This is a genomic window from Solwaraspora sp. WMMA2101 (assembly GCF_049179175.1).
Taxonomy (GTDB): domain Bacteria; phylum Actinomycetota; class Actinomycetes; order Mycobacteriales; family Micromonosporaceae; genus Micromonospora_E.
On the sequence record NZ_JBMHMA010000006.1, the window covers coordinates 5800091 to 5821090 of the forward strand.

At 73.8% G+C, this 21000-nt stretch carries 15 protein-coding genes; 10 read left to right on the forward strand and 5 right to left on the reverse strand.

Going from position 1 to position 21000, the window contains the following annotated elements:
- Positions 1–48: 48 nt before the first annotated feature.
- Together ACN28F_RS27450 and ACN28F_RS27455 are read left to right on the forward strand one after the other, a co-directional pair.
- Entirely contained in the window at positions 49–1602 is a 1554-nt protein-coding gene (locus ACN28F_RS27450; protein WP_421361535.1) for a DNA polymerase Y family protein, read from the forward strand.
- A complete protein-coding gene (locus ACN28F_RS27455; protein ID WP_421360364.1) occupies positions 1595–4921 on the forward strand; it encodes an error-prone DNA polymerase in 3327 nt (1108 codons plus the stop codon). The genes ACN28F_RS27450 and ACN28F_RS27455 overlap by 8 nt, the downstream gene beginning before the upstream one ends.
- Here ACN28F_RS27455 and ACN28F_RS27460 read toward each other — a convergent pair.
- On the reverse strand, positions 4893–5951 hold the full coding sequence (locus tag ACN28F_RS27460) for a DUF1700 domain-containing protein (protein ID WP_421360366.1): 1059 nt from the start codon (positions 5949–5951) through the stop codon (positions 4893–4895). The two genes, ACN28F_RS27455 and ACN28F_RS27460, sit on opposite strands and share 29 nt — an antisense overlap.
- A complete protein-coding gene (locus tag ACN28F_RS27465) occupies positions 5948–6280 on the reverse strand; it encodes a PadR family transcriptional regulator (protein WP_282228259.1) in 333 nt (110 codons plus the stop codon). The genes ACN28F_RS27460 and ACN28F_RS27465 overlap by 4 nt, the downstream gene beginning before the upstream one ends.
- Positions 6281–6431: 151 nt before the next feature.
- On the opposite strand from ACN28F_RS27465, the gene ACN28F_RS27470 reads away from it, so the two are divergent.
- From ACN28F_RS27470 to ACN28F_RS27480, 3 genes are all read left to right on the forward strand, one after another.
- On the forward strand, positions 6432–7181 hold the full coding sequence (locus tag ACN28F_RS27470; RefSeq protein ID WP_289205350.1) for a methyltransferase domain-containing protein: 750 nt from the start codon (positions 6432–6434) through the stop codon (positions 7179–7181).
- A complete protein-coding gene (locus ACN28F_RS27475) occupies positions 7178–8362 on the forward strand; it encodes an alkaline phosphatase family protein (RefSeq protein WP_421360368.1) in 1185 nt (394 codons plus the stop codon). Before ACN28F_RS27470 ends, ACN28F_RS27475 begins: the two co-directional genes overlap by 4 nt.
- A gap of 264 nt (positions 8363–8626) precedes the next feature.
- Entirely contained in the window at positions 8627–9013 is a 387-nt protein-coding gene (locus ACN28F_RS27480; protein WP_289205352.1) for a DUF3040 domain-containing protein, read from the forward strand.
- 360 nt (positions 9014–9373) lie between these two features.
- Here the strand turns inward: ACN28F_RS27480 and ACN28F_RS27485 are convergent, their stop codons facing one another.
- From ACN28F_RS27485 to ACN28F_RS27495, 3 genes are read right to left on the reverse strand one after another with little or no spacing between them, the layout of a single operon-like run.
- Positions 9374–11854 (reverse strand): transglutaminase TgpA family protein, encoded by a 2481-nt coding sequence (locus tag ACN28F_RS27485; protein ID WP_421360370.1) that lies wholly within the window; start codon positions 11852–11854, stop codon positions 9374–9376.
- Entirely contained in the window at positions 11851–13149 is a 1299-nt protein-coding gene (locus tag ACN28F_RS27490; RefSeq protein WP_289205354.1) for a DUF58 domain-containing protein, read from the reverse strand. The genes ACN28F_RS27485 and ACN28F_RS27490 overlap by 4 nt, the downstream gene beginning before the upstream one ends.
- Positions 13150–13152: 3 nt before the next feature.
- The gene (locus ACN28F_RS27495) at positions 13153–14220 is read right to left on the reverse strand and encodes an AAA family ATPase (protein ID WP_289205355.1); all 1068 of its coding nucleotides are present in this window, start codon (positions 14218–14220) and stop codon (positions 13153–13155) included.
- Between the two features lie 512 nt (positions 14221–14732).
- On the opposite strand from ACN28F_RS27495, the gene ACN28F_RS27500 reads away from it, so the two are divergent.
- The 5 genes from ACN28F_RS27500 to ACN28F_RS27520 all read left to right on the forward strand — a co-directional run bounded on the left by ACN28F_RS27500 (position 14733) and on the right by ACN28F_RS27520 (position 20963).
- Positions 14733–15398: a universal stress protein gene (locus tag ACN28F_RS27500; protein WP_421360372.1), complete on the forward strand. Its 666-nt coding sequence runs from the start codon at positions 14733–14735 to the stop codon at positions 15396–15398.
- Between the two features lie 78 nt (positions 15399–15476).
- A complete protein-coding gene (gene mbhE / locus ACN28F_RS27505; protein ID WP_421360374.1) occupies positions 15477–18350 on the forward strand; it encodes a hydrogen gas-evolving membrane-bound hydrogenase subunit E in 2874 nt (957 codons plus the stop codon).
- The gene (locus ACN28F_RS27510; protein ID WP_421360376.1) at positions 18347–18820 is read left to right on the forward strand and encodes a sodium:proton antiporter; all 474 of its coding nucleotides are present in this window, start codon (positions 18347–18349) and stop codon (positions 18818–18820) included. Before mbhE ends, ACN28F_RS27510 begins: the two co-directional genes overlap by 4 nt.
- The gene (locus tag ACN28F_RS27515) at positions 18817–20493 is read left to right on the forward strand and encodes a monovalent cation/H+ antiporter subunit D family protein (protein WP_421360378.1); all 1677 of its coding nucleotides are present in this window, start codon (positions 18817–18819) and stop codon (positions 20491–20493) included. The genes ACN28F_RS27510 and ACN28F_RS27515 overlap by 4 nt, the downstream gene beginning before the upstream one ends.
- Positions 20490–20963 (forward strand): Na+/H+ antiporter subunit E, encoded by a 474-nt coding sequence (locus tag ACN28F_RS27520; RefSeq protein ID WP_289205359.1) that lies wholly within the window; start codon positions 20490–20492, stop codon positions 20961–20963. Before ACN28F_RS27515 ends, ACN28F_RS27520 begins: the two co-directional genes overlap by 4 nt.
- Positions 20964–21000: the final 37 nt, after the last annotated feature.

Consider the following 21000-nt stretch of genomic DNA (forward strand, 5'->3'; position numbering starts at 1 on the left):
CGTGGTGCGGGTGGGACGAGCCGCACCGACGGGGCCGCCACCCGGGCCATGGTGCTCTGGTGCCCGGACTGGCCGGTGACCGCCGCCGAGATCGTCGACGGGGTGCCGGCCACCGCCCCGGTGGCGGTGCTGCACGCCAACCGGGTGATCGCCTGTTCGACCGCCGCCCGGGCCGACGGCGTACACCCGGGACTGCGCCGTCGGGAGGCGCAGAGCCGCTGCCCCGGCCTCACCGTGGTCGACCACGACCCGTCCCGCGACGCGCGGGCGTTCGAACCGGTCGTCACCGCCGTCGAGCAGATCGTGGCCGGTGTCGAGGTGCTCCGCGCCGGAGCATGCATGGTCGCCGCCCGTGGCCCGGCCCGCTACTTCGGCGGCGAGGACCGGGCGGCCGAGCAGATCGTCGAACACGTCGCGCAGAGCTGCGAGGTCGAATGCCAGGTGGGGGTCGCCGACGGCAGCTTCGCCGCCGGGCTGGCCGCCCGGGTCGGCCGGATCGTCGACCCCGGCGCCAGCGCGACGTTCCTGGCCGGCCTGCCGCTACGGGTACTCGGCCGACCCGACCTGGCCGACCTGCTGCGCCGGCTCGGCCTGCGTACCCTCGGCGACTTCGCCGCCCTGCCGGCCCGGGACGTACTCGCCCGGTTCGGTCCGGACGCGGCCCTGGCCCACCGGCTGGCCACCGGCCGTGACGAACAGCCGTTCACCCCTCGCCGACCGCCACCCGACCTGGCCGTCACCGCCGACTACGACGATCCGCTCGACCGGGTCGACGTGGCGGCGTTCGCCGCCCGTGCCCTGGCCGAACAGCTGCACGAGCGGCTCGCCGGGCACGGCCTGGCCTGCACCCGGCTCGGCATCGACGCGGTCACCGCGCACGGCCAGGAACTGCACCGGGTCTGGCGGCACGACGGTGTGCTCACCGCCGCCGCGATCGCCGACCGGCTGCGCTGGCAGCTCGACGGCTGGCTGACCGGTGGCACCGCCCGCCGGCCGGGTGCCGGCGACGCCGCGCTACCGCCGGCGCCGACCGCCGGGATCATCCGGCTGCGGCTGATCCCCGACGGGGTGCTCGCCCAGACCGCGCTGCAGCCCGGTCTGTGGGGTGGGACCGGCGAGGAACGGGCCCGCGCGCACCGGGCGCTCAGCCGGGTGCAGGGCCTGCTCGGCCCGGAGTCGGTGCTGACCGCCGTGCCCGGCGGCGGCCGGTCCCCGGTCGACCAGGTCCGCTTCGTCCCGTGGGGCGACGAACGGGTGCCGGCCCGCCCCGGCGAACCGCCCTGGCCGGGCCGGCTGCCGCCACCGGCCCCGGCGATCGTGCTGCCCGCCCCGCTGCCCGCCGAGGTGTACGACGCGACCGGTGCCCCGGTCACCGTCGACGCCCGGCTGACGCTCAGCGCCGTACCGGCCCGATTGGCCGTCGACTCCGCCGCCCCGGTCGACGTCACCGGCTGGGCCGGCCCGTGGCCGATCGACGAACGCTGGTGGGCGCCGGCCGAGGCCCGCCGGCGGGCCCGGTTCCAGGTCGCCCTGGCCGACGGCAGCGCCCTGCTGATCGCCCGCGCCGACGGGCGATGGGTGGTGGAGGCCATCTATGACTGACGACCCGATGGTGGTCGACCCGCTCGCGGTCGACGGCGACGGCGGCGACGCGCCCGGCTGGACCCGTAAACGGGCACCGTACGTGCCGCCACCGGTGCCACTCGTGCCGCCGGACGCCGTCGGGGCCGGGCCGGTCACGCCGTACGCCGAACTGCACTGCCACAGCAACTTCAGCTTTCTCGACGGGGCCAGCCACCCGGAGGAGCTGGTCGAAGAGGCGGTCCGGCTGGGGCTGACCGCGCTGGCCGTCACCGACCACGACGGCTTCTACGGGGTGGTCCGGTTCGCCGAGGCGGCCGCCGCCCACGGGCTGGCGACGGTGTTCGGCGCCGAGCTGTCCCTCACCGCCGGGGATCAGCAGAGCGACCGGCGGGCGGTGCCGCGTACCGGGGAGCCGGACCCGGCCGGCCGGCACCTGCTGGCGCTGGCCCGTGGCCCGGCCGGGTACGCCCGGCTGGCCCGCGTCATCTCCCGGGCGCAGCTGCGCGGCGGGGAGAAGGGCCGACCCGACTACGGCAGCCTGGAGCAGGTCGCCGCCGAGCTGCGGGACCACGTACTGGTGCTCACCGGGTGCCGCAAAGGGCCGGTGCCGGCGGCGCTGCGTACCGGTGGGGTGGCCGCCGCCGGCGCGGAGCTGGACCGGCTGGTGGCGCTTTTCGGCGCGGACGGCGTCGCGGTCGAGTTGACCGACCACGGCGACCCGTCCGACGGCGACCGCAACGACGCCCTCGCTGCGCTCGCCCACGGCCGGGGCCTGCCGACGGTGGCCAGCGGCAACGTGCACTACGCCGCGCCGGCGCGGCACCGGATGGCCGCCGTGCTGGCCGCGATCCGGGCCCGACGCGGCCTGGACGACATCGACGGCTGGCTGCCCGCCGCCGGCACCGCCCACCTGCGCTCCGGGGCGGAGATGGCGGCCCGGTTCGCCGGCTACCCGGGTGCGGTGGCGCGGGCCGCCGGCTACGGCGCCGAGCTCGCCTTCGACCTGCAGCTGGTCGCCCCCCGGCTGCCGGACCATCCGGTGCCGGCCGGGCACACCGAGATGAGCTGGCTGCGGGAGCTGACCTGGCGGGGCGCGCTGGAACGGTACGGCCCCCGCGAGGCCCACCCGGAGGCGTACCGGCAGCTCGACCACGAACTCGACATGATCGACAAGCTGGACTTCCCCGGCTACTTCCTGGTCGTGCACGACATCGTGGCGTTCTGCCGTGAGCAGGACATCTACTGCCAGGGGCGGGGGTCGGCGGCCAACTCGGCGGTCTGCTACGCGCTGCGGATCACCAACGTCGACGCGGTCCGCCACCGGCTGCTGTTCGAGCGGTTCCTCGCCCCGGAACGCGACGGCCCGCCGGACATCGACGTCGACATCGAGTCCGGTCGCCGCGAGGAGGTCATCCAGTACGTGTACCGCCGCTACGGCCGGGAACACACCGCCCAGGTGGCCAACGTGATCTCGTACCGGCCCCGGTCGGCGGTGCGTGACGTGGCCCGCGCGTTCGGGTTCTCACCCGGCCAGCAGGACGCCTGGAGCAAGCAGATCGACCACTACGGTGCGGTCGCGGCCGCCGGGCCGGACATTCCGGCGCAGGTGGTGGCGTACGCCGACGAGCTGCAGACCTTCCCCCGGCACCTGGGCGTGCACTCCGGCGGGATGGTGATCTGCGACCGGCCGGTGATCGAGGTCTGCCCGGTGGAGTGGGCCCGGATGCCGGGGCGCACCGTGCTGCAGTGGGACAAGGACGACTGCGCCAGCGTCGGCCTGGTCAAGTTCGACCTGCTCGGGCTCGGCATGCTCACCGCGCTGCACGACGCGCACGACCTGATCGGCTCCGAACTGGACCTGAGCGCCATGTCGCTGGACGACCCCGAGGTGTACGCGATGCTGTGCCGGGCCGACTCGGTCGGGGTGTTCCAGGTGGAGAGCCGCGCCCAGATGGCCACCCTGCCCCGGCTGAAACCGACCTGCTTCTACGACCTGGTCGTCGAGGTGGCGTTGATCCGGCCCGGCCCGATCCAGGGCGGCTCGGTGCACCCGTACATCCGTCGGCGCAACGGCCAGGACCCGGTGACCTACCCGCATCCGCTGATGCGCAACGCGTTGGAGAAGACCCTCGGGGTGCCGCTGTTCCAGGAGCAGCTGATGCAGTTGGCGATCGACCTGGCCGGCTTCGACGCCGCCGGCGCCGACCAGCTGCGCCGGGCGATGGGGTCGAAACGGTCGGCGTCTCGGATGGCCGCGATCCGCGACCGGCTGTACGCCGGGATGGCCGGCCGGGGCATCACCGGCGAGCTGGCCGACGACCTGTACGTGAAGCTGAGCGCGTTCGCCAGCTTCGGGTTCCCGGAGAGTCACGCGATGAGCTTCGCCTACCTGGTGTACGCCAGCGCCTGGCTCAAGCGCTACCACCCGGCCCCGTTCCTGGCCGCGCTGCTCAACGCCCAGCCGATGGGGTTCTACTCGCCGCAGACCCTGGTCGACGACGCCCGCCGGCACGGGGTGCGGGTGCACCGGCCGGACGTCAACGCCAGCGGCGCGGCGGCCACCCTGGTCGTCGACGCCCGCACCCGGTGGGGTGGCGCGCCGGGGGAGCCGCCGCACCAGTGGGGGGTCGGCGGCCCGCAGGTGCGCCTCGGCCTGTCGGCGGTACGCGGCATCGGTGACGACCTGGCGCAGCGGATCGAGGACGAGCGGGCCGCGCGTGGGCCGTACCAGGACATGTCGGACCTGGCCCGCCGGGTCGGGCTGACCGCCGCCCAGCTGGAGGCGCTGGCCACCGCCGACGCGTTCGCCTGTTTCGGGTTGACCCGCCGGCAGGCGCTGTGGGGGGCCGGGGCCGCCGCGCAGGAACGTGCCGACCGGCTGCCCGGCGTCGCCGTCGGCGTCGCCGCGCCGACCCTGCCCGGTCTGGACGAGGTCGACGCGTTGATGGCCGACGTGTGGGCCACCGGGCTGTCGCCGGACACCCACCCGGTGCGGTTCGTCCGGGACCGGCTGGCCGCCGCCGGGGCGGTGCCGATCGCCGAGCTGGGCCGGGTCGACGCCGGCACCCGGGTCCGGGTCGGCGGCATCGTCACCCACCGGCAGCGCCCGGCGACCGCCGGTGGGGTGACGTTCGTCAATCTGGAGGACGAGACCGGGATGCTCAACGTGACCTGCTCACCCGGGCTGTGGCTGCGCTACCGGACGGTGGCCCGCAGCAGTGCCGCGCTGCTGGTGCGGGGCCGGCTGGAGAAGGCCGAAGGGGTGCTCAACCTGGTCGCCGACCGGCTGGACGCGGTCACCACCCCGGTCAGTCCGGCGTCCCGGGACTTCCGCTGACCGTCGGGTCGGCCGCCGGCGCTGATGGCTCGGCGGCGGGCTCCGAGGGGTCGGGCGTCGGGGTCAGCGGGGTCAACGGAAGGTCGCTCGGCGCCATCCGCACCGGTGCCGACGGCGTCGGGGTGGAGGCAGGCAGTCTGAACGGTGCCAGCTCGGGGCAGAACGGGTAGACGTACTGCGGTTCGTACCTGGGCGCGGGGGGCGGGACGGGTTGCCCGTCCTGTGAGTAGAAGTCCAGGTCGCCGACGGATTCGACGCACCGGTACGGATCGCCGAGGGAGATCGGTTGGCCGTTCTCGTCGAACAGTCGGGCGCCTTCGACGAGCCGCCCCTGACCGTCGTAGACGTACACGTCCAGCATCTGCGGGTACGGATCGTGCTGGTAGTAGACCGGCCCGGGGGTGCTGCTGCGGGACCGGCCGTCGACCTCCGCCACGGTGACCGCACCGAAGATCAGCATGATGGCGGTCGCGGCGGTGAGCGTCCGGCGGGGCCACCGGGTCAACCCGGCCTGGCGGCGGCCGAGCCAGACCGAGCCGATCACGAAGCCGACGAGGGCCAGGAAACCGATGACGAGGCTGCCGCCCGGCCGGGGGAAGAGCCCGGGCGGGTTGCCGGAGGTGAGGTAGGCGAAGAGCATCGCGGCGAGGTAGCCGCGTAGCACCCACCAGGCGGGGCGCAAGAGTCGCAGGAATTCGCTGGCGGTGCCGTAGCCGAGCAGCGGCCCGACGCGGTGGTCGGCCCGGCCCAGCCGGCTGCGGGCGCTCTGCCAGGCGGCGGTTACCCGGTGGCCGAACCCCGGCGTCGTCGCAGGGGTGTCCAACGCGGCGCTGGCGCGCAGCTCCGCCGCGTACTCCGTCGGGTCGCCGAGTCGGTCGACGAGCGTGCCGTCGCCTTCGGCCAGCACCTCGGCCAGATGCTCGGGTAGATCTTCGAGCAGCTCGTCGCGGACCGTCGTCGGCAGGTCCGCCAGGGCGGCCCGGACCTGCTCGACGTAGCGCGTGATCTCCATCTGCGTCGTGGCGTTCACGCCGCCACCCCCCGATCGTCGAGCAGGTCGTCCATGGTCGCGGCGAAGTCGCGCCAGTTCTTACCCGAGCGGGTCAGCTGGTCGCGGCCGGCGGAGTTGAGTGAGTAGTACTTGCGGTGCGGCCCTTCCTCGGACGGGACCACGTAGGTGGTGAGCAGGCCGGCCTGGAACAGCCTGCGCAGCGTGCCGTAGACCGAGGCGTCACCGACCTCCGTCAATCCGGCGGTGCGCAGCCGGCGCAGGATGTCGTAGCCGTAGCCGTCGTCGTGCCGCAGCACGGCGAGGACGGCGAGGTCGAGCACCCCTTTGAGAAGCTGGGTGGTATCCACGGTGTGCAGACTACTGCGCAATCCGATATACCGTCAATCGCGCAGTACCGGCGGGCGGAATGAGCCGGCGACCGGAGTGGGTCGGCGGCGGACGGTCGACCGGCGGGCCGCGCCGGGCGCGCCGGCGGTGCCGGCCGATAGGCTCGCGCGGGTGGAGCGCACACACATCCCGAGCGGCCCGACAGTCAGCCCCCGGACCGCCGTCGTCTGGTCCGTGCTGCGGCAGGAGCTGGACCGCCACCGTGACCGCACCCTCACCGTCGTCGACGTCGGCGGCGGCACCGGCGGGTTCGCCGTACCGCTGGCCGAAGCCGGCCATCAGGTCACCGTCGTCGACGCCAGCCCGGACGCCCTGGCCGCCCTGACCCGCCGCGCCGCCGAGGCGGGCGTCGCCGAGCGGATCCGGGCCGTGCAGGGCGACGGTGACGCGCTCGGCGACCTGATCGCGCCGGCCAGCGCCGACCTGGTGCTGTGCCACGCCGTGCTTGAGGTGGTCGACGATCCGGCCCGGGTGGTCGAGTCCCTGGCCGCCGCGCTGCGCCCCGGCGGCGCGGCCAGCGTCCTGGTCGCCGGCCGGGCCGCCGCCGTGCTGGCCCGGGCGGTCAACGGTCACCTGGACCTCGCCGCCGCGCTGCTGACCGACCCGCAGGGCACCGCCGGCCCGCGCGACACCCTGCGCCGCCGCTACGACGCGGCCAGCGCCGTCGCGCTGCTCGTCGCCGCCGGGCTCCAGGTCGAACAGACCCATGGGGTACGCGTACTGGCCGATCTGCTGCCGGCTGCCGTCGCCGAGGGCGACCCGCAGGCGGTGCTCGACCTGGAACTCGCCGCCGCCGCCCACCCGCCCTACCAGGACCTCGCCACCCAGCTGCACCTGTTCGCCCGGCGCCCCACGGCATGAGCGACGCCGAGCCGCCGGCCACCCCGGCGCACCTGCTGCGCCCGGCCCGACCCGAGTACGGCGTGGCCAGCCTCGCCGAGGTGGTGCCCAGTGTGCTCGCCGTCCTCGGGGTGCCCGGTGCGGTCGACCAGCTGCGGCTGACCGACCCGCTGGCCGGCGTACGGCGGGTGGTCGTGCTGCTGATCGACGGCCTCGGCTGGCACCAGCTGCCGACCGCCGGTCGACACGCCCCGGCCCTGGCGCAGTTGGCCGCCGGCCGGTACGCCCGCCGCCTGACCACCGGTTTCCCGTCGACCACTCCGACCAGCCTGGTCAGCCTCGGCACCGGCACCCCACCCGGCCCGCACGGGATCCTCGGCTTCCGCAGCCTGGTGCCCGGCACCGGCCGGGTGCTGACCCACACCCACTGGACCGACGACCCGGACCCGACCTCGTGGCAGCCGCTGACCACCTGCTGGCAGCGGGCGGCGGCCGCCGGCATCGACGTCACCGTGGTGAGCCGGGGCGAGTTCGCCGGCAGCGGGTTGACCGTCGCGGCCAACCGGGGCGGCACCTTCCGAGGTGCCGACGGGGTCGACGATCTGGCGGCCGACCTGCTCGCTGCGGTCGCCGCCGCCGACGGGCCGGCACTGGTCTACGGATACCACCCGGACCTCGACCGGGCCGGCCACGTCTTCGGGGTCGACTCGCCGCAGTGGCAGGTGGCCGCTGCCGGGCTGGACCGGCTGATCGGCCGGGTGGTCGCCGGGCTGCCGTCGGACGCGGCGCTGCTGGTGACCGCCGACCATGGCCAGCTCAACGTGCCGGCCGGGCCGGCGTACCGGGTCGATCTGGACGCCGACCCCCGACTGCAGGCGGGGGTACGGGTGGTGGCCGGTGAGCCCCGGGTGCGCTACCTGCACACCCGACCGGGTGCCACGGCCGACGTGGTGGCCGCCTGGCGGGGGGTGCTGGGGCCGGCCGCCGAGGTGGCCGAACGTGACGCGCTGATCGAAGCGGGCTGGTTCGGCCCGGTGCCGTCGGCACACCGGGCCCGCATCGGGGACGTCGTGGTGACCTGCCAGGACCGGTTCGTGGTGCTGTCCACCGCGACCGAACCCGGTACGGCGGCGCTCGTCGGATTCCACGGCGGGGCGACCGAGGTGGAGCTGGCGATCCCACTGCTGGTCACCACCGGGTGACGGCAACGCGGTGGATCGCCCCGATCGCGGGAAGATCGGCTGGTTTGCTCGTGCTGGCCGAAGGGCGGACGGGACGTAGTGGGAACGGGCGGCTACGCTGTTACCAGGTGATGACGTCCACCGGACGGAAAATCAACCTAGGCGGTCCGTCGTCCGGCTTTCCGACCCGCGAACCCCCTCGTAGACTTGCGGGTAAGCAGCCGGTTGGCTGCCACGGTCTGTCGGTCCGACCGGGCCGACCAACGGTGACCGGGGAGGAGTGCCGTGCCGCTCTCGGAGCACGAGCAGCGGCTGTTCGAGCAGATCGAGCGGTCGCTTGCCGAGGACCCCAAATTCGCCTCGGCCGTGCGCGCCAGCGACCCGCGTTTCCACACGCGGCGTCGCCTGCTCGTCGCTGCCGGTGTGATCATCATTGGCCTTGCCCTGGTCGTTTACGGCACAGTGAGCAAAGTGCCGCTGCTGGGCGTGGCCGGTTTCGTGGTCATGCTCGGCGCTGCGGCGTTCGCCATGCAGTCCCAGCGCAAGTCCAGCGCACCCGATCTGCGGGTGGTCGGCGGGACGACGAGCCGCAGGACCCGCAGCGGACGACGGTCATCGCTGATCGACCGGCTGGAGGAGCGTTGGCGCCAGCGGCCGGAGGGCCACCGCTGACCTGACCGGCGGAGCTCTGCCGCCCGGGCCGGATCCGTCCCGGGCGGTGATGTCGTTCCCGCGACCAGGGTCAGCGCCGCCGTGCTGCCCAGCGTCGGCGTGCCCGGTGCCGTGCCGCCCAGCGTCGGCGTGCCCGGTGCCGTGCTGCCCAGCGCAGCCGAGCCCGGTGCCGGGCCGCCCCGGGCACTGGTCACGATCGGGCATGCCGCAGCAGCGCCCCGGATCGGAGCGCGCACTGTCCCGCCGGTCCCTAGACCGCGTCCGACGGATCGCCGCTGTGGCACGAGGGCGATTATGCCGGGCCGGCCGGCCGCAGGTTGCCGGATTCCCGAAAGTGGTCCGGCCCGGTCCGCCGGAGAACTAGCGACCCAGCCGGCTCGCCAACAGCCGGCGTGGGCTGAACCGGGCGACGGCGTCGCGCCACTGCCCGACCACCCCGACCACCCGCCCGTACGTGTCCGTGATCTGGGCGCGCCAGTGCAGCAGCACCGACGGCGGCAGCAGCCGGGCCAGCAGCCGGGTCCGACGGTTGGCACCCGCCGCCAACGCCGCCCGGGTCCGGTCGAGCGCCTCGACCAACGCCCCGCCCTGCATCGGCTGCCGGGCGTACCGTGCCCGCTCCTCGGCCCGGCCGAGCAGCCGTACCGCGTCGGTCGCCCCGCCGTCGCGGACCGCCCCGATCGCCGCGAGCCGTTCGGCGGTCGCCCGTGGGGTCTCCGACCGGTCCACCGGTACCCGCAGATCGACCATGGTGTCGATCAGTTCGTTCCAGGCGGCGTGCGCATGTTCCCGGGCCGCCCCCGCGTCCGCGCCGGTCACCGTCATGACCGGGCCGGCCGCGCCGCCGGGAGCCGACGCCGGGTCGGCGACGGCGCCGGGAGCAGCGCCCAGGGTGCTGCTGAGCCGTCGGCGACGTACGGTGGCCCGCCGCGCCGCCGGCACCGCCGCCAGCGCCAGCAGGACCGCCACCGCCGCCAACGTCCACAGCGGCCACGTCGGGCCGGTCGGCGTGGTCGACGTCCCGGCCAGGCCCTCGTCACCCGGGTCGACGTTGCCCGGATCGGTCTGCGGCAGCGGCGCCGCCGACGGACCGTCGGTCGGCCCGGCGGTCGGCCCGGCGGACGGACCGGCGTCGTCGGGGGCGTCCACGTCCGGCGCCCACTCGGAGCGCACCGACCCCGGCACGCTCGCCGCCGGCGTCGGATCGAACGGCACCCAGCCGAGCCCGTCGAAGTAGACCTCGGTCCAGGCGTGCAGGTTCAGGTTGGTCAACGTGTAGGTGTTCTCCACCTGCCGGGAGCCGTTGGTGAAGCCGAACGCCACCCGGGCCGGGATGTCCGCCGCCCGGACCAGCCAGGCCATCGCCGCCGCGTACTGCTGACAGAAACCGACCTTGTTGTCGAGGAAGTTGACGATGTCCTGGCTGGCCGTGCCGCCCTCGGTGGCCAGACTGTAGGTGAAGCCGTTGTCGCGGGAGAAATGGTCGTAGATGGCCCGGACCCGGTCGTAGTCGGTCCGCGCGCCTGCGGTCAGCTCCGCCACCAGGGCGGTGACCTGCGGGACCTGCGGCACCTCGGTGAGCCGTACCCGCAGGTCGTCGTCGGCCGGCAGCGGCTGCGACCGGCGCAGCGCGCCCGGCGTGTACGAGGAACGGACGTAGTCGAAGCCGTAGGTCATGCCCCGCGCCCGGGACCGGCCGGAGAAGACGACCTGTGCGGTCCGGTCGTACGCCCAACTGTCGTCCACGTCGCGCATCCGCACCGGCACCGGGTACGTCGGCAGCAACGCCATGTTGAAGCCCTGCGCGACCTCGACCGTCGCTTCGAACTCTTCCCGGGTCACCCCGGTGGTGAGCAGCCGGGGATCTTCGCGAGGGTCGCGCAGCGACAACGCCGACCCCGGCCGTCCGCCCGGCGACCGGTTGGCGAAGCCCTCCTGGCTGATCTCGTCGGCGATCCCGATCCGGAGGTACCCCGGATCCGGATCGTTCGTCGTCACCCGCAGCATCTCGGTGACCTCGCTCTGGTTGAGCTGGCCGCTCAACGCCGCGAACAGGTTCACCTGACCCGGTCCGGTGCCCAGGCCGGTGCCGCCCACCCCGGCACCGCTGAGATTGGTCAGCAGTCCCGAGGTCATCCCGGGGATCGCCACCGGGACCGCCACCGCGACGACCACACCGACCAGCGCCAGCCGACGGCCGGCGGCGGCCAGCGGTGACGGCTCCCACACGTCGACGTCGCGGCCGTCGCCGGTGAACCGTCGGCCGAACCGGCGTACCCGGTCGACGTTGTCGGCCATCAGCAGCCACAAATAGCCGACCGCGCCCACCACGAACGGCACCGCCGGGACACTGTCCACGTAGATCGCCACCGGCACCGAGTAGATGGCCAGCATCGGCAGACCGGCCAGCGCGGGCCGGCGCAACGTCACCGTCAGCACGTCGACGACGACGGCGACCGCGCCGATACCCAGGGCGGTGATGAACAGCAGGGCGTCGCCGTCGGGCACCGGTACGCCGTAGGCGTGCACGTCCTGCGCGGACTGGGCGAACAGTCCGCCGAAGTGGGCGAACGTCGCAGGGGAGGGCAGCACCACGAGGAACTCGTCGCCGCTGGGGAACAGCCAGGTCAGCCCGAGCAGCAGGGCACCCACCATGGCCACCGGGTGCAGCCAGGCCGGCCCGCCCAGCGTCCGGGCCAGCAGGCCGGCCCCGGACACCAGTGCGACGGTGATCGCACACTGCACCAACCAGGTCCAACTGGCGAAAATGGTCCCCATCGGGGCGGCGGCCATCAGGGTGGCCGCCGCGGCGACCAGACCCAGGTGTCTGCGGCCGGTCACTTGACACCTCCGGCTACCGTCTCGGCCAACGCCGCCCGCCAGGCGAAGCCCTGCGGCCCACGGGCCAGTTGCGGCCACAACGACGGCAACTGGTCGCCGTGGTTCACTCCGATCACCCGCCAGCCGCTCTGCAACAGCGACAGCGCCGCCGCCCCCTGCGTCCGGGCCACCTCGGCCCGCTCGGCCTCGCCCAGGTTCAGCCAGCTGTGGCTGTCGACCAGCAGCGCGATACAGGTCGACCGGTTGCCCCGCAGCCCGGCCAGCAACTCGGCCTCCGGCAGGGTCAACGCGCCGAGTACGGCCACCACCAGTGAACTGTCCGACCGGCGACGGATCTGCTCGACCAGGGTCGCGACGTCGCTGCGTTGACTGGCGGTGACGTCGGCCAGACAGTCCAGCAGCAGGCCGTCGCCGTCGGCCTCGGTGGCGTCGGTGTCGACGCCGAGGCCGGTGACCAGCCGCAGCCGGTAACCGCTGCCGCGCAGGTGTACGGCGACGCTCGCGGTCGCCGCCACCGCCCATTCGAAGCTGGCCGTCGGCCCGTCACCCTGGTGGGCGTACGCCCGGGTGTCGAGCACCACGGTGGCCCGGCTCTCCCAGGGCTGCTCCTCCCGGCGCACCATCAGCTCACCGGTGCGGGCGGTCGACTTCCAGTGCACCCGGCGCAGGTCGTCGCCGCGCCGGTACTCCCGGGTCGCCGAATCGTCCTCGCCGTGCACCGCCACCGACCGGGCCCGGCTGTCGCCCGAACCGGCGTACTCGCTGGCCAGCCGGACCGTCGGCAGCGCGGTGACCTGCGGGATCACGGTGAGTCGGTCGACGCTGGGGAACGCCCGCGTCAACTCGCACAACCCGAACGGGTCGGTCAGTCGGACCACCAGTGGTCCGACCTCGTAGCGGCCCCGGACGTCGGCGCGCACCGTGTACGCCACCGAACTCGCCTGCTGGGCACCGAGCCGTTCCAGCACCACCCGGGGGCGGGTCCCCAGGGCGTACGGCAGCCGGTCCTCCAGCAACAGGGTGCCGGTCGGCAACCGGGACAGGTTGTGCAGGCGCAGGACCACCCGGGCGTTGGCACCCACCGGCACCCGGTGCGGCTCCAACGAGCGGGTGCAGGCCAGCTTGTACCGGCTGCGGCCCACGTAGGCCGCGGCCAGCAGCGGGAGCAGGGCCAACAGGATGGCGACCCGCAGCAGGTCCTTCTCGCCGAGGATCAGCGCCGACACGACCGCCGCGGTGCCGGCCGCCAGGAACGACCGGCCGCGGGTGGTCAGGCCGCGCAGCGCCTCACGCATCGATCAGCGCCCCCGGGAATCGAACGGCACCGGTGCCACGCCCTCGGCACCGAAGGGCCGACCGTCGTACGCCGCTGCCGCCGGCCGCTGCCGCTCGTGCGGTAGCGGCAGCCGGTGGACCAGCTCCGCGATGATCGCGTCGGTGGTACGCCGGGCCAGTTGCGCCTCGGCGGTCGGGATGAGCCGGTGGGCGAGCACCGGTACGGCCAGTGCCTGCAGGTCGTCGGGGAGCACGTAGTCGCGGCCCTCCAGCGCGGCGACCGCGCGGGCGGTGCGCAGCAGCTGCAGGGTCGACCGGGGCGACGCGCCCAGCCGCAGCTCCGGGGACTCCCGGGTCGCGGTGACCAGGTCCACCGCGTACTGCTTGACCGGGTCGGCGACGTGCACCTCCCGGACGGTCGCGATCAGCTGCCGTACGCCGTTGGCGTCCGAGACCGGCCGCAGCTGGTGGATGGGGTCCACCGCGCCGTGCCCGTCGAGCATCGCCAACTCGGCGCTCGGATCCGGGTAGCCCATCGCGATCCGGGCGGTGAACCTGTCCCGCTGCGCCTCCGGCAGGGGATAGGTGCCCTCCATCTCGATCGGGTTCTGGGTGGCGATCACCATGAACGGGGTGCGCAGCTCGTAGGTCGTGCCGTCGACGGTGACCTGCCGCTCCTCCATGCACTCCAGCAACGCGGCCTGCGTCTTCGGCGACGCCCGGTTGATCTCGTCACCGACCACCAGGTTGGCGAAGACCGCTCCGGGCTTGAACTCGAAGTCGTGGTTGTCCTGGTTGTAGACGCTGACCCCGGTCACGTCACTGGGCAGCAGGTCGGGGGTGAACTGGATCCGGCGTACCGAACAGTCGATGGACCGCGCGAGCGTCTTGGCCAGCTTGGTCTTGCCGACGCCGGGAACGTCCTCGATCAGGAGGTGGCCTTCGGCGAGCAGGACGGCGAGCGCCAACCGGACCGTTGCGGTCTTCCCCTCGATGACCTGCTCGATGTTGGCCACGATCGCGTCGGTCACGGTGCGGAACTCGTCATGGGGCAACGGAGCACCCAGATCGTCCCAGGTGTCTTGGGTCACGACCCTCCTCCTCGTCGTGCGGCGTCGGCGTACCGGTCGGTCCGGTCGCCTCGCCGCCGGGTCACGTGGGGCACCGTCGCCACCCGCCGCAGGTACCCCACACGCCTCTCAGGCTATCCGTTCTCCTACCTGACGCCATCCACAGGATGACCCGGCCGCCCGCCGCCACGCCATCCACAGGATGACCCGGTCCGGCCCGGGCAGCCGGAACCCGCCTCCCGACTGGAGTACGTGACGGTGACCGCGCGGGTTCAACCGGTCCGACGACCCGCAGGACCAGGCCCTCGTCGGACATGAACCGGATCGGTCCGGGTAACCGTCCGTGATCATTGCCGACCTGAGGGTGCTAGTGGTGCGGTCGTTGCCGGCAGCGGGCTGAAGGGGACGTGACGGACAGCAGGGTTCACCGTGGCACGGACTGGGCAGTACCTCACGACATCCCACGCGGTCCAGGTCATCCGGTCCGCCGGACGCGGGTGCCGCCCCTGGCGGGCGGTACGGAGAGGAGTCGGATGTCCACGGCCGGGTACGTGGCGGTCGTCGTCGCGGTGTGGGTGCTCTCCGGAGTCACCGCGGTCGCGGTGTTCATGACCCGGCGGGGTCGCCGCGCCTGGTACTGGTACCTGCTCGGCGCCGTGCTCGGACTGCTGTTCGTCCCGATCGCGATGGAACGCGGCGCCACCGGCACCGCCCGGCTGGAGACCCGGGCCACGCCGGGGCGACCGGGCCGGCCCGGTCACCCCGGCACCGGCCCACGGGTGCTGGTCGGGGTGGACGGCTCCGCCGACGCCGACCGGGCGCTGCGCACCGCCCGGGAGGTGCTCGGCGACCGGGTCGGCGAGCTGATCCTGGCCACGGTCGTGGACCTGGCACCCCAGGTCGACCCGGACGAGCGGACCGACGAGGAGGACGAGGACCTCGCCCACGCCCGCGAAGTGCTGCGGGACCGGGCCGGCGCGGCGTCCGCCGGGGGCGGGGCCGGGGCGAGCCGTACGGAGATCCTCACCGGCACCCCGGCGCGGGCGCTGTTGGACACCGCTCGCAGCAACGACGTCGACCTGATCGTCATCGGGCGGCGCGGCAGCGGACTGTCCACCCGGCTGCTCGGTGGCGTCGCCGACCAGGTGCTGCGCCACGCCGACCGGCCGGTCCTGCTCGCCGCCACCGAGGACGCCTGAGATGGCGGGCGCCACTGCTACGGGCACCACGACCGGCTACGGGCACCGTCGCGCTGGCCGCGGTAGGGGAGTCCGGCGTTGACCATGGTCGCGGTGCTGGTCCTGCTGACCGGACTCGCCGCCACCGCACCACTGCTCACCCGCCTGCTCGGCCGCGACGCCGGATACCCGCTCGCCCTCGGCTATCTGGTCAGCTGCGGACTGCTCGCCTCGCGGATGCCGGTGATGCTCGACAACGGCGCGATCGCGGTCACCGCGCCGTGGCTGCCGTCACTGGAGGTGGCGTTCGCGCTACGTCTGGACGGCCTGTCGATGGTCTTCGGGCTGCTCGTGCTCGGCGTCGGCGCGCTGATCATGATGTACTGCCCGCGCTATCTCACCCCGGACAGCCGGTACACCAGCCTCTACACGCTGCTGACCCTGTTCACCGTCGCGATGCTCGGCCTGGTCTTCGCGTCCGACGTGGTGCTGCTGTTCCTGTTCTGGGAACTGACCACGCTCTGCTCGTTCTTCCTGATCGGCCTGGCCAGTCCGGCGGCGGCCCGGCCGGCGACCCGGGCCCTGCTGGTCACCGCCGGCGGCGGACTGGCGTTGCTGGCCGCCGTCGTGGTCCTGGCCGGCACTCTCGGGACCAGTGACCTCACCACGATTCTGGCTCACCCGGACCGGTTGCTCGCCTCCCCGGCGGCCTGGGCGGTCGGGGCGTTGCTGATCGTGGCGGCGTTCACCAAGTCGGCGCAGTTCCCGTTCCACTTCTGGCTGCCCAGCGCGATGGTGGCGATCACCCCGGTCAGCGCGTACCTGCACGCGGCTACGATGGTCAAGGCCGGCATCTACCTGCTGATCCGCTTCTCGCCGATCTACGCCGACCAGCCGGCCTGGACCATCACCCTGGTCCTCGGCGGGCTCGGGACCGCCGTGCTCGGTGCCTTCCTGGCGTTGCGTCAACACGACCTCAAGGCGATGCTGGCCTACTCGACGGTCAGCCAACTGGGCCTGCTGGTCGGGGTGATCGGGGTCGGCACCACGGCCGCCCTGGCCGCCGCCGTGCTGCACACGGTGGCCCACGCGCTGTTCAAGGCCACCCTGTTCATGCTCGTCGGCATCATCGACCGGGAGGCCGGCAGCCGCGACATCCGTCAGCTGTCCGGGCTGCGGCGGGTGATGCCGGTGACCGCGACGCTGACCGGGCTCGCGGCGATGTCGATGGCCGGGCTGGCCCCGCTGCTCGGCTTCGTCAGCAAGGAAGCGATCTTCGAAGCGTTGATCACGACCGGGGTGGAGCCCTGGCTGAGCCCGACCGCCGAGGTGCTGGCCGTGTCCGCGTCGGTGCTGACCTTCGCCTACGGCGCGCGGATCGTCTACGAGACCTTCGCCGGGCCCACCCGGCAACCCGACCTGTACGAGCCGGCGCTGACCTTCCTCGCCCCGGCCGGGGTGGCGGCGTTGCTCAGCCTGGTGCTCGGCCCGGCCGCCGCCCTGCTCGGCCCGCTGATCGACCGGGCCGCGCGCAACGCCGACCCGGGCGGGGAACCACCGTACGTGGCGTTCTGGCACGGGTTCACCCCGGCGCTGGGACTGTCGGTGCTGACCGTCGGGCTCGGCTTCGCGTTGTTCGCCGCCCGCGCCCGGGTCGACCGGATCGTGCACGCGGTGCCGTTGCCACCCGCCGGCGCGACCATGTTCGACCGCGGCTACGCGGCGCTGCTGCGGCTGGGCCATCTGGTCGGCCGGCCGGCCCGCTACGACTCGCCCGGTGCCCACCTGTTCCGACCGGTGCTGGTGCTGGTGCTGCTGGGCGCGGTCGGCAGTTGGGCGCTCGCGTCGTCGCCGCCGTCACCGTTGTGGCCGCCCACGGGCCCCGCCGTCGGCGACTGGCCACTGCTGGTGCTCGTGGCGGTGGCGACCGCCGGGATCGTGACGGTCCGTTCGGCACTGGCCGCGATCGCGCTGCTCGGCCTGGTCGGCCTGCTGGTCGCCACCTGGTTCCTGCTCGCCGGCGCGCCGGACGTCGCGCTGACGTTGATGCTGGTCGAAGTGCTGACCGCGGTGGTCGGGATGCTCGTGCTGCGGCGGTTGCCGGCCCGGCTGCCCGGGGCCGGGCGGCAACCGGTGAGCTTCTTCGCTGGCGCGCTCGCGGCCGCCGCCGGCATCGTCGCCGTCGTGGCCACGCTGGCCCTGACCGGCCGCCGGGAGTTGTCGACAGCCGGGGACTACTTCCTGCGTACCGCCGAGCCGCAGACCGGCGGCGAGAACGTGGTCAACGTGATCCTGGTCGACTTCCGGGCGTTCGACACCCTCGGCGAGGCCAGCGTCCTGGTCGCCGTGGCGCTCGGCCTGATCGGACTGTTCCGGGCCGGCCAGGTCGGCCGCGCCGGAGACGCCCCCGCAGGTACCGGCGCGACCAGCGCGGCTGGCGGCACCGGCGCGACCGACGGGTCCGGCGGCACCGGCGGTGGCGGCCCCGACCTGGTACTGCGGTTCGCGCACCGGCTGCTCACCCCGGTGATGCTCGTCGTCTCCGCGTACCTGTTCCTGCGTGGCCACGACGAACCCGGCGGTGGCTTCATCGCCGCGCTGGTCGCGGGGGCCGCGATCGGTCTCGGGCAGTTGGCCTACGGGGGCAGCCGGGCGACCGTGCGGCGCTGGCTACGGCCGGCTCCGCTGCTGGCCGTCGGGCTGCTGACCTGCCTGGCCGTGGGGCTGTCCGCGCTGCTGCTCGGCGAGCCGTTCCTCACTCCGCAGCACACCCCGTCGGTGTCGGCGCTCGGGTTGTCCGTCACCCCGGTGACGCTGTTCGACGTCGGCATCTACCTGATGGTGGTCGGACTGGTCACCGCGGCGGTGGACCGGCTGGGCGCGACCGACGTGCGGCCGGTCGTCGAGCCGCGACGATCCGCCACGGCTGCGGCGGCACCCACCGGGGCCACCCAGGAGGTGCCGACACGATGACCGTGGCGCTGATGGTCGGCATCCTGACCGCCGCCGGGGTGTACCTGATCCTGCACCGGGGCCTGATCCGGGTGATCATCGGATTCGTCCTGCTCGGGCACGCCGTCAACGCCCTGCTGCTGGCCGCCGGCGGGCTGTGGCGCAGGGAACCACCGCTGGGCGAGGTGGACCTTGCCACCACCGCCGACCCGTTGCCCCAGGCGTTCGCGTTGACCGCCATCGTCATCACCTTCGGGATCACCGTGTACCTGCTCGCCCTCACCCTGGCCAGCCCACCTGAGCGCGACCGGCCCGATCTCGAACTCGGTGAGCCGTCGCCGACTCCGGCAGCGCAGCGGCCGGCCCCGCCGGCCGGGCCGGCGGCCGGCGCGCCGGCCGAGCCGGTGCTGACCGAACCACGAGCGGTCACCGACGAACTTGCCCGGGATGACGCAACCGCCGGCACCGACCGGAAGCGGGAGGGCCGATGAACGGCACGGCGCTGGTGCTTCCGATCGTGCTGCCGCTGGTGGTCGCCGGGCTGCTGACCGCGCTGCCCGGGCGTGCGGTGCTGCACCGGGCCGGCTGGCTGGCGACCTCAGCGGTCGTGGTGGTCGTCGGCGTCGTCCTGCTCGCCGATGTTCGCGACGGCGACGTCGTCGCCGAACGGATCGGCGGCTGGCCGGCCGGCATCGCGATCAGCCTCGCGGCGGACACGCTCAGCGCCCTGCTGATCGTCACGGTGGCGGCGGTGCAACTGGCCTGCGGCGTGTTCGCCGCCGGATCCGGTGACGACCGGCGACCCTACTTCGTACCGCTGGTGCTGATCAGCAGCGCCGGCGCGTACGGGGCCTTACTCACCGCCGACCTGTTCAACCTCTTCGTCATGGTCGAGGTCATGCTGGTGCCCTCGTACGTGCTGCTGACCACCGGCGGCGGGCGGGAGCGGATCACCGCCGGGCGGGTCTACGTCACGGTCAATCTGCTGGCCTCGACGATCTTCCTGGCCGGGGTGGGGCTGGTCTACGCCGTTGCCGGCACCGTCGACCTCGGTGAACTGGCCGGTGCGGGCGCCAGCGGGTCGGGCGGACTGGCCATCGCCGGGGCGGTCGTGCTGCTGGCCCTGGCGGTCAAGGCCGCCGTGGTGCCGCTGCACGGTTGGCTGCCGCGCAGCTACCCGTACGCGCCCCCGGTGGTGACCGCGCTGTTCTCCGGGATCCTGACCAAGGTGGGCGTCTACGCGATCCTGCGGATCGTCGCGGTGGTCTACGACGGCGCCGTGCCGTACCAGTGGCTCATCGGGCTCGCCGCCTCGGTCACGATGGTGATCGGGGTGCTGGGCGCGCTCGGTGAGCACACCATGCGTACGGTGCTGGCCTTCCACATGGTCAGTCAGATCGGCTACCTGCTGATCGGGCTGGCGGTGTTCAGCCCGGCGGCGCTGACCGCCGCGATCTTCTTCCTGGTCCAGTACATCCTGGTCAAGGCGGCCCTGTTCCTGTGCGCGGGAGCGGTGACGGTGGGCTACGGCACCGACCGGTTGGACCGGCTCGGCGGTCTCGCGGCGGTGCACCGGCTGCTCGCACTCGCGTTCGTCGGCGCGGCCCTGTCGCTGGCCGGGATGCCGCCGTTCTCCGGATTCCTGGCCAAGTTCCTCCTGCTGCGGGCGGCGGCGGCCGACGGCGACTACCTGATCTTCACCGTCGCGGTGGTGGTCAGCCTGGGCACGCTCATCTCGATGATCAAAATCTGGGACCTGGTCTTCTGGGGCGAGCCGCCGTCGGGTCCGGCCGGCCCGGCCGGCGTCACCCGGGCACCCAACTCCGCAGGCTCGGCGGCGCGGCCCGAGCCGGACGCCCCGGCCGGTGTCCGTGCCCCGGTCAGCGCCGGTGAGCAGGTCGACGTCCGCGCCCCGGTCGATGCCGGTGAGCAGGCCGGGGTCCGTGCCCCGGTCGATGCCGGTGAGCAGGTCGGGGTCCGTGAGCAGGTCGGGGTTCGGCCGCCGGCGCGGATCGGGGCGGCCATGACCCTGCCGGCGCTGGCGCTGACGGTGGCCACCCTGCTGCTCGGTCCGGCCGCCGCGCCCCTGCTCGACCTGGCCGCCGTGGCCGCCGCCGGCCTGATCGACCCGCAGGCGTACGTCGAGGCGGTGACCGGGCGATGAGCGGGCGCGGCGGCACCGGCACCGGCTGGCGGGCGAGCCTGCCGGGGCGGTTCGCGCTGCGGGCCGTCCGGGTGTCACGGTTCATCGGCTACTTCGCCGTACGACTGGTGGTCGCCAACCTCGTCGTCGCCCGGGAGATCGTCACCCCGGGCAGCGGTCTGTCGCCGGGGATCGTGGAGATCCGGCTGCGGACCCGGACCCCGACCGAGGTCGTGCTGATGGCGTTGGCGGTGGGGCTCACCCCGGGGACGCTGACCGTGGCGATCCGCCAGGACCCGCCGACGTTGTTCGTCCACGGCATGCACGCGGAGGACCCGCAGACCTTCCGCGCCGAACTCGCCCGGCTGCAGGACCGCATGCTGCCCGCGGTCCGGCCGGTCCGCGACACCGGCGACCGGTCCGGTGAGCGCTCCGGCGACCACCCCGGCGACGTCGGCGACCAGGTACGACCGGAGGTGAACCCGTCGTGACCGGACTCGATCTCGTCCTCGGCGTACTCGCGGCGGC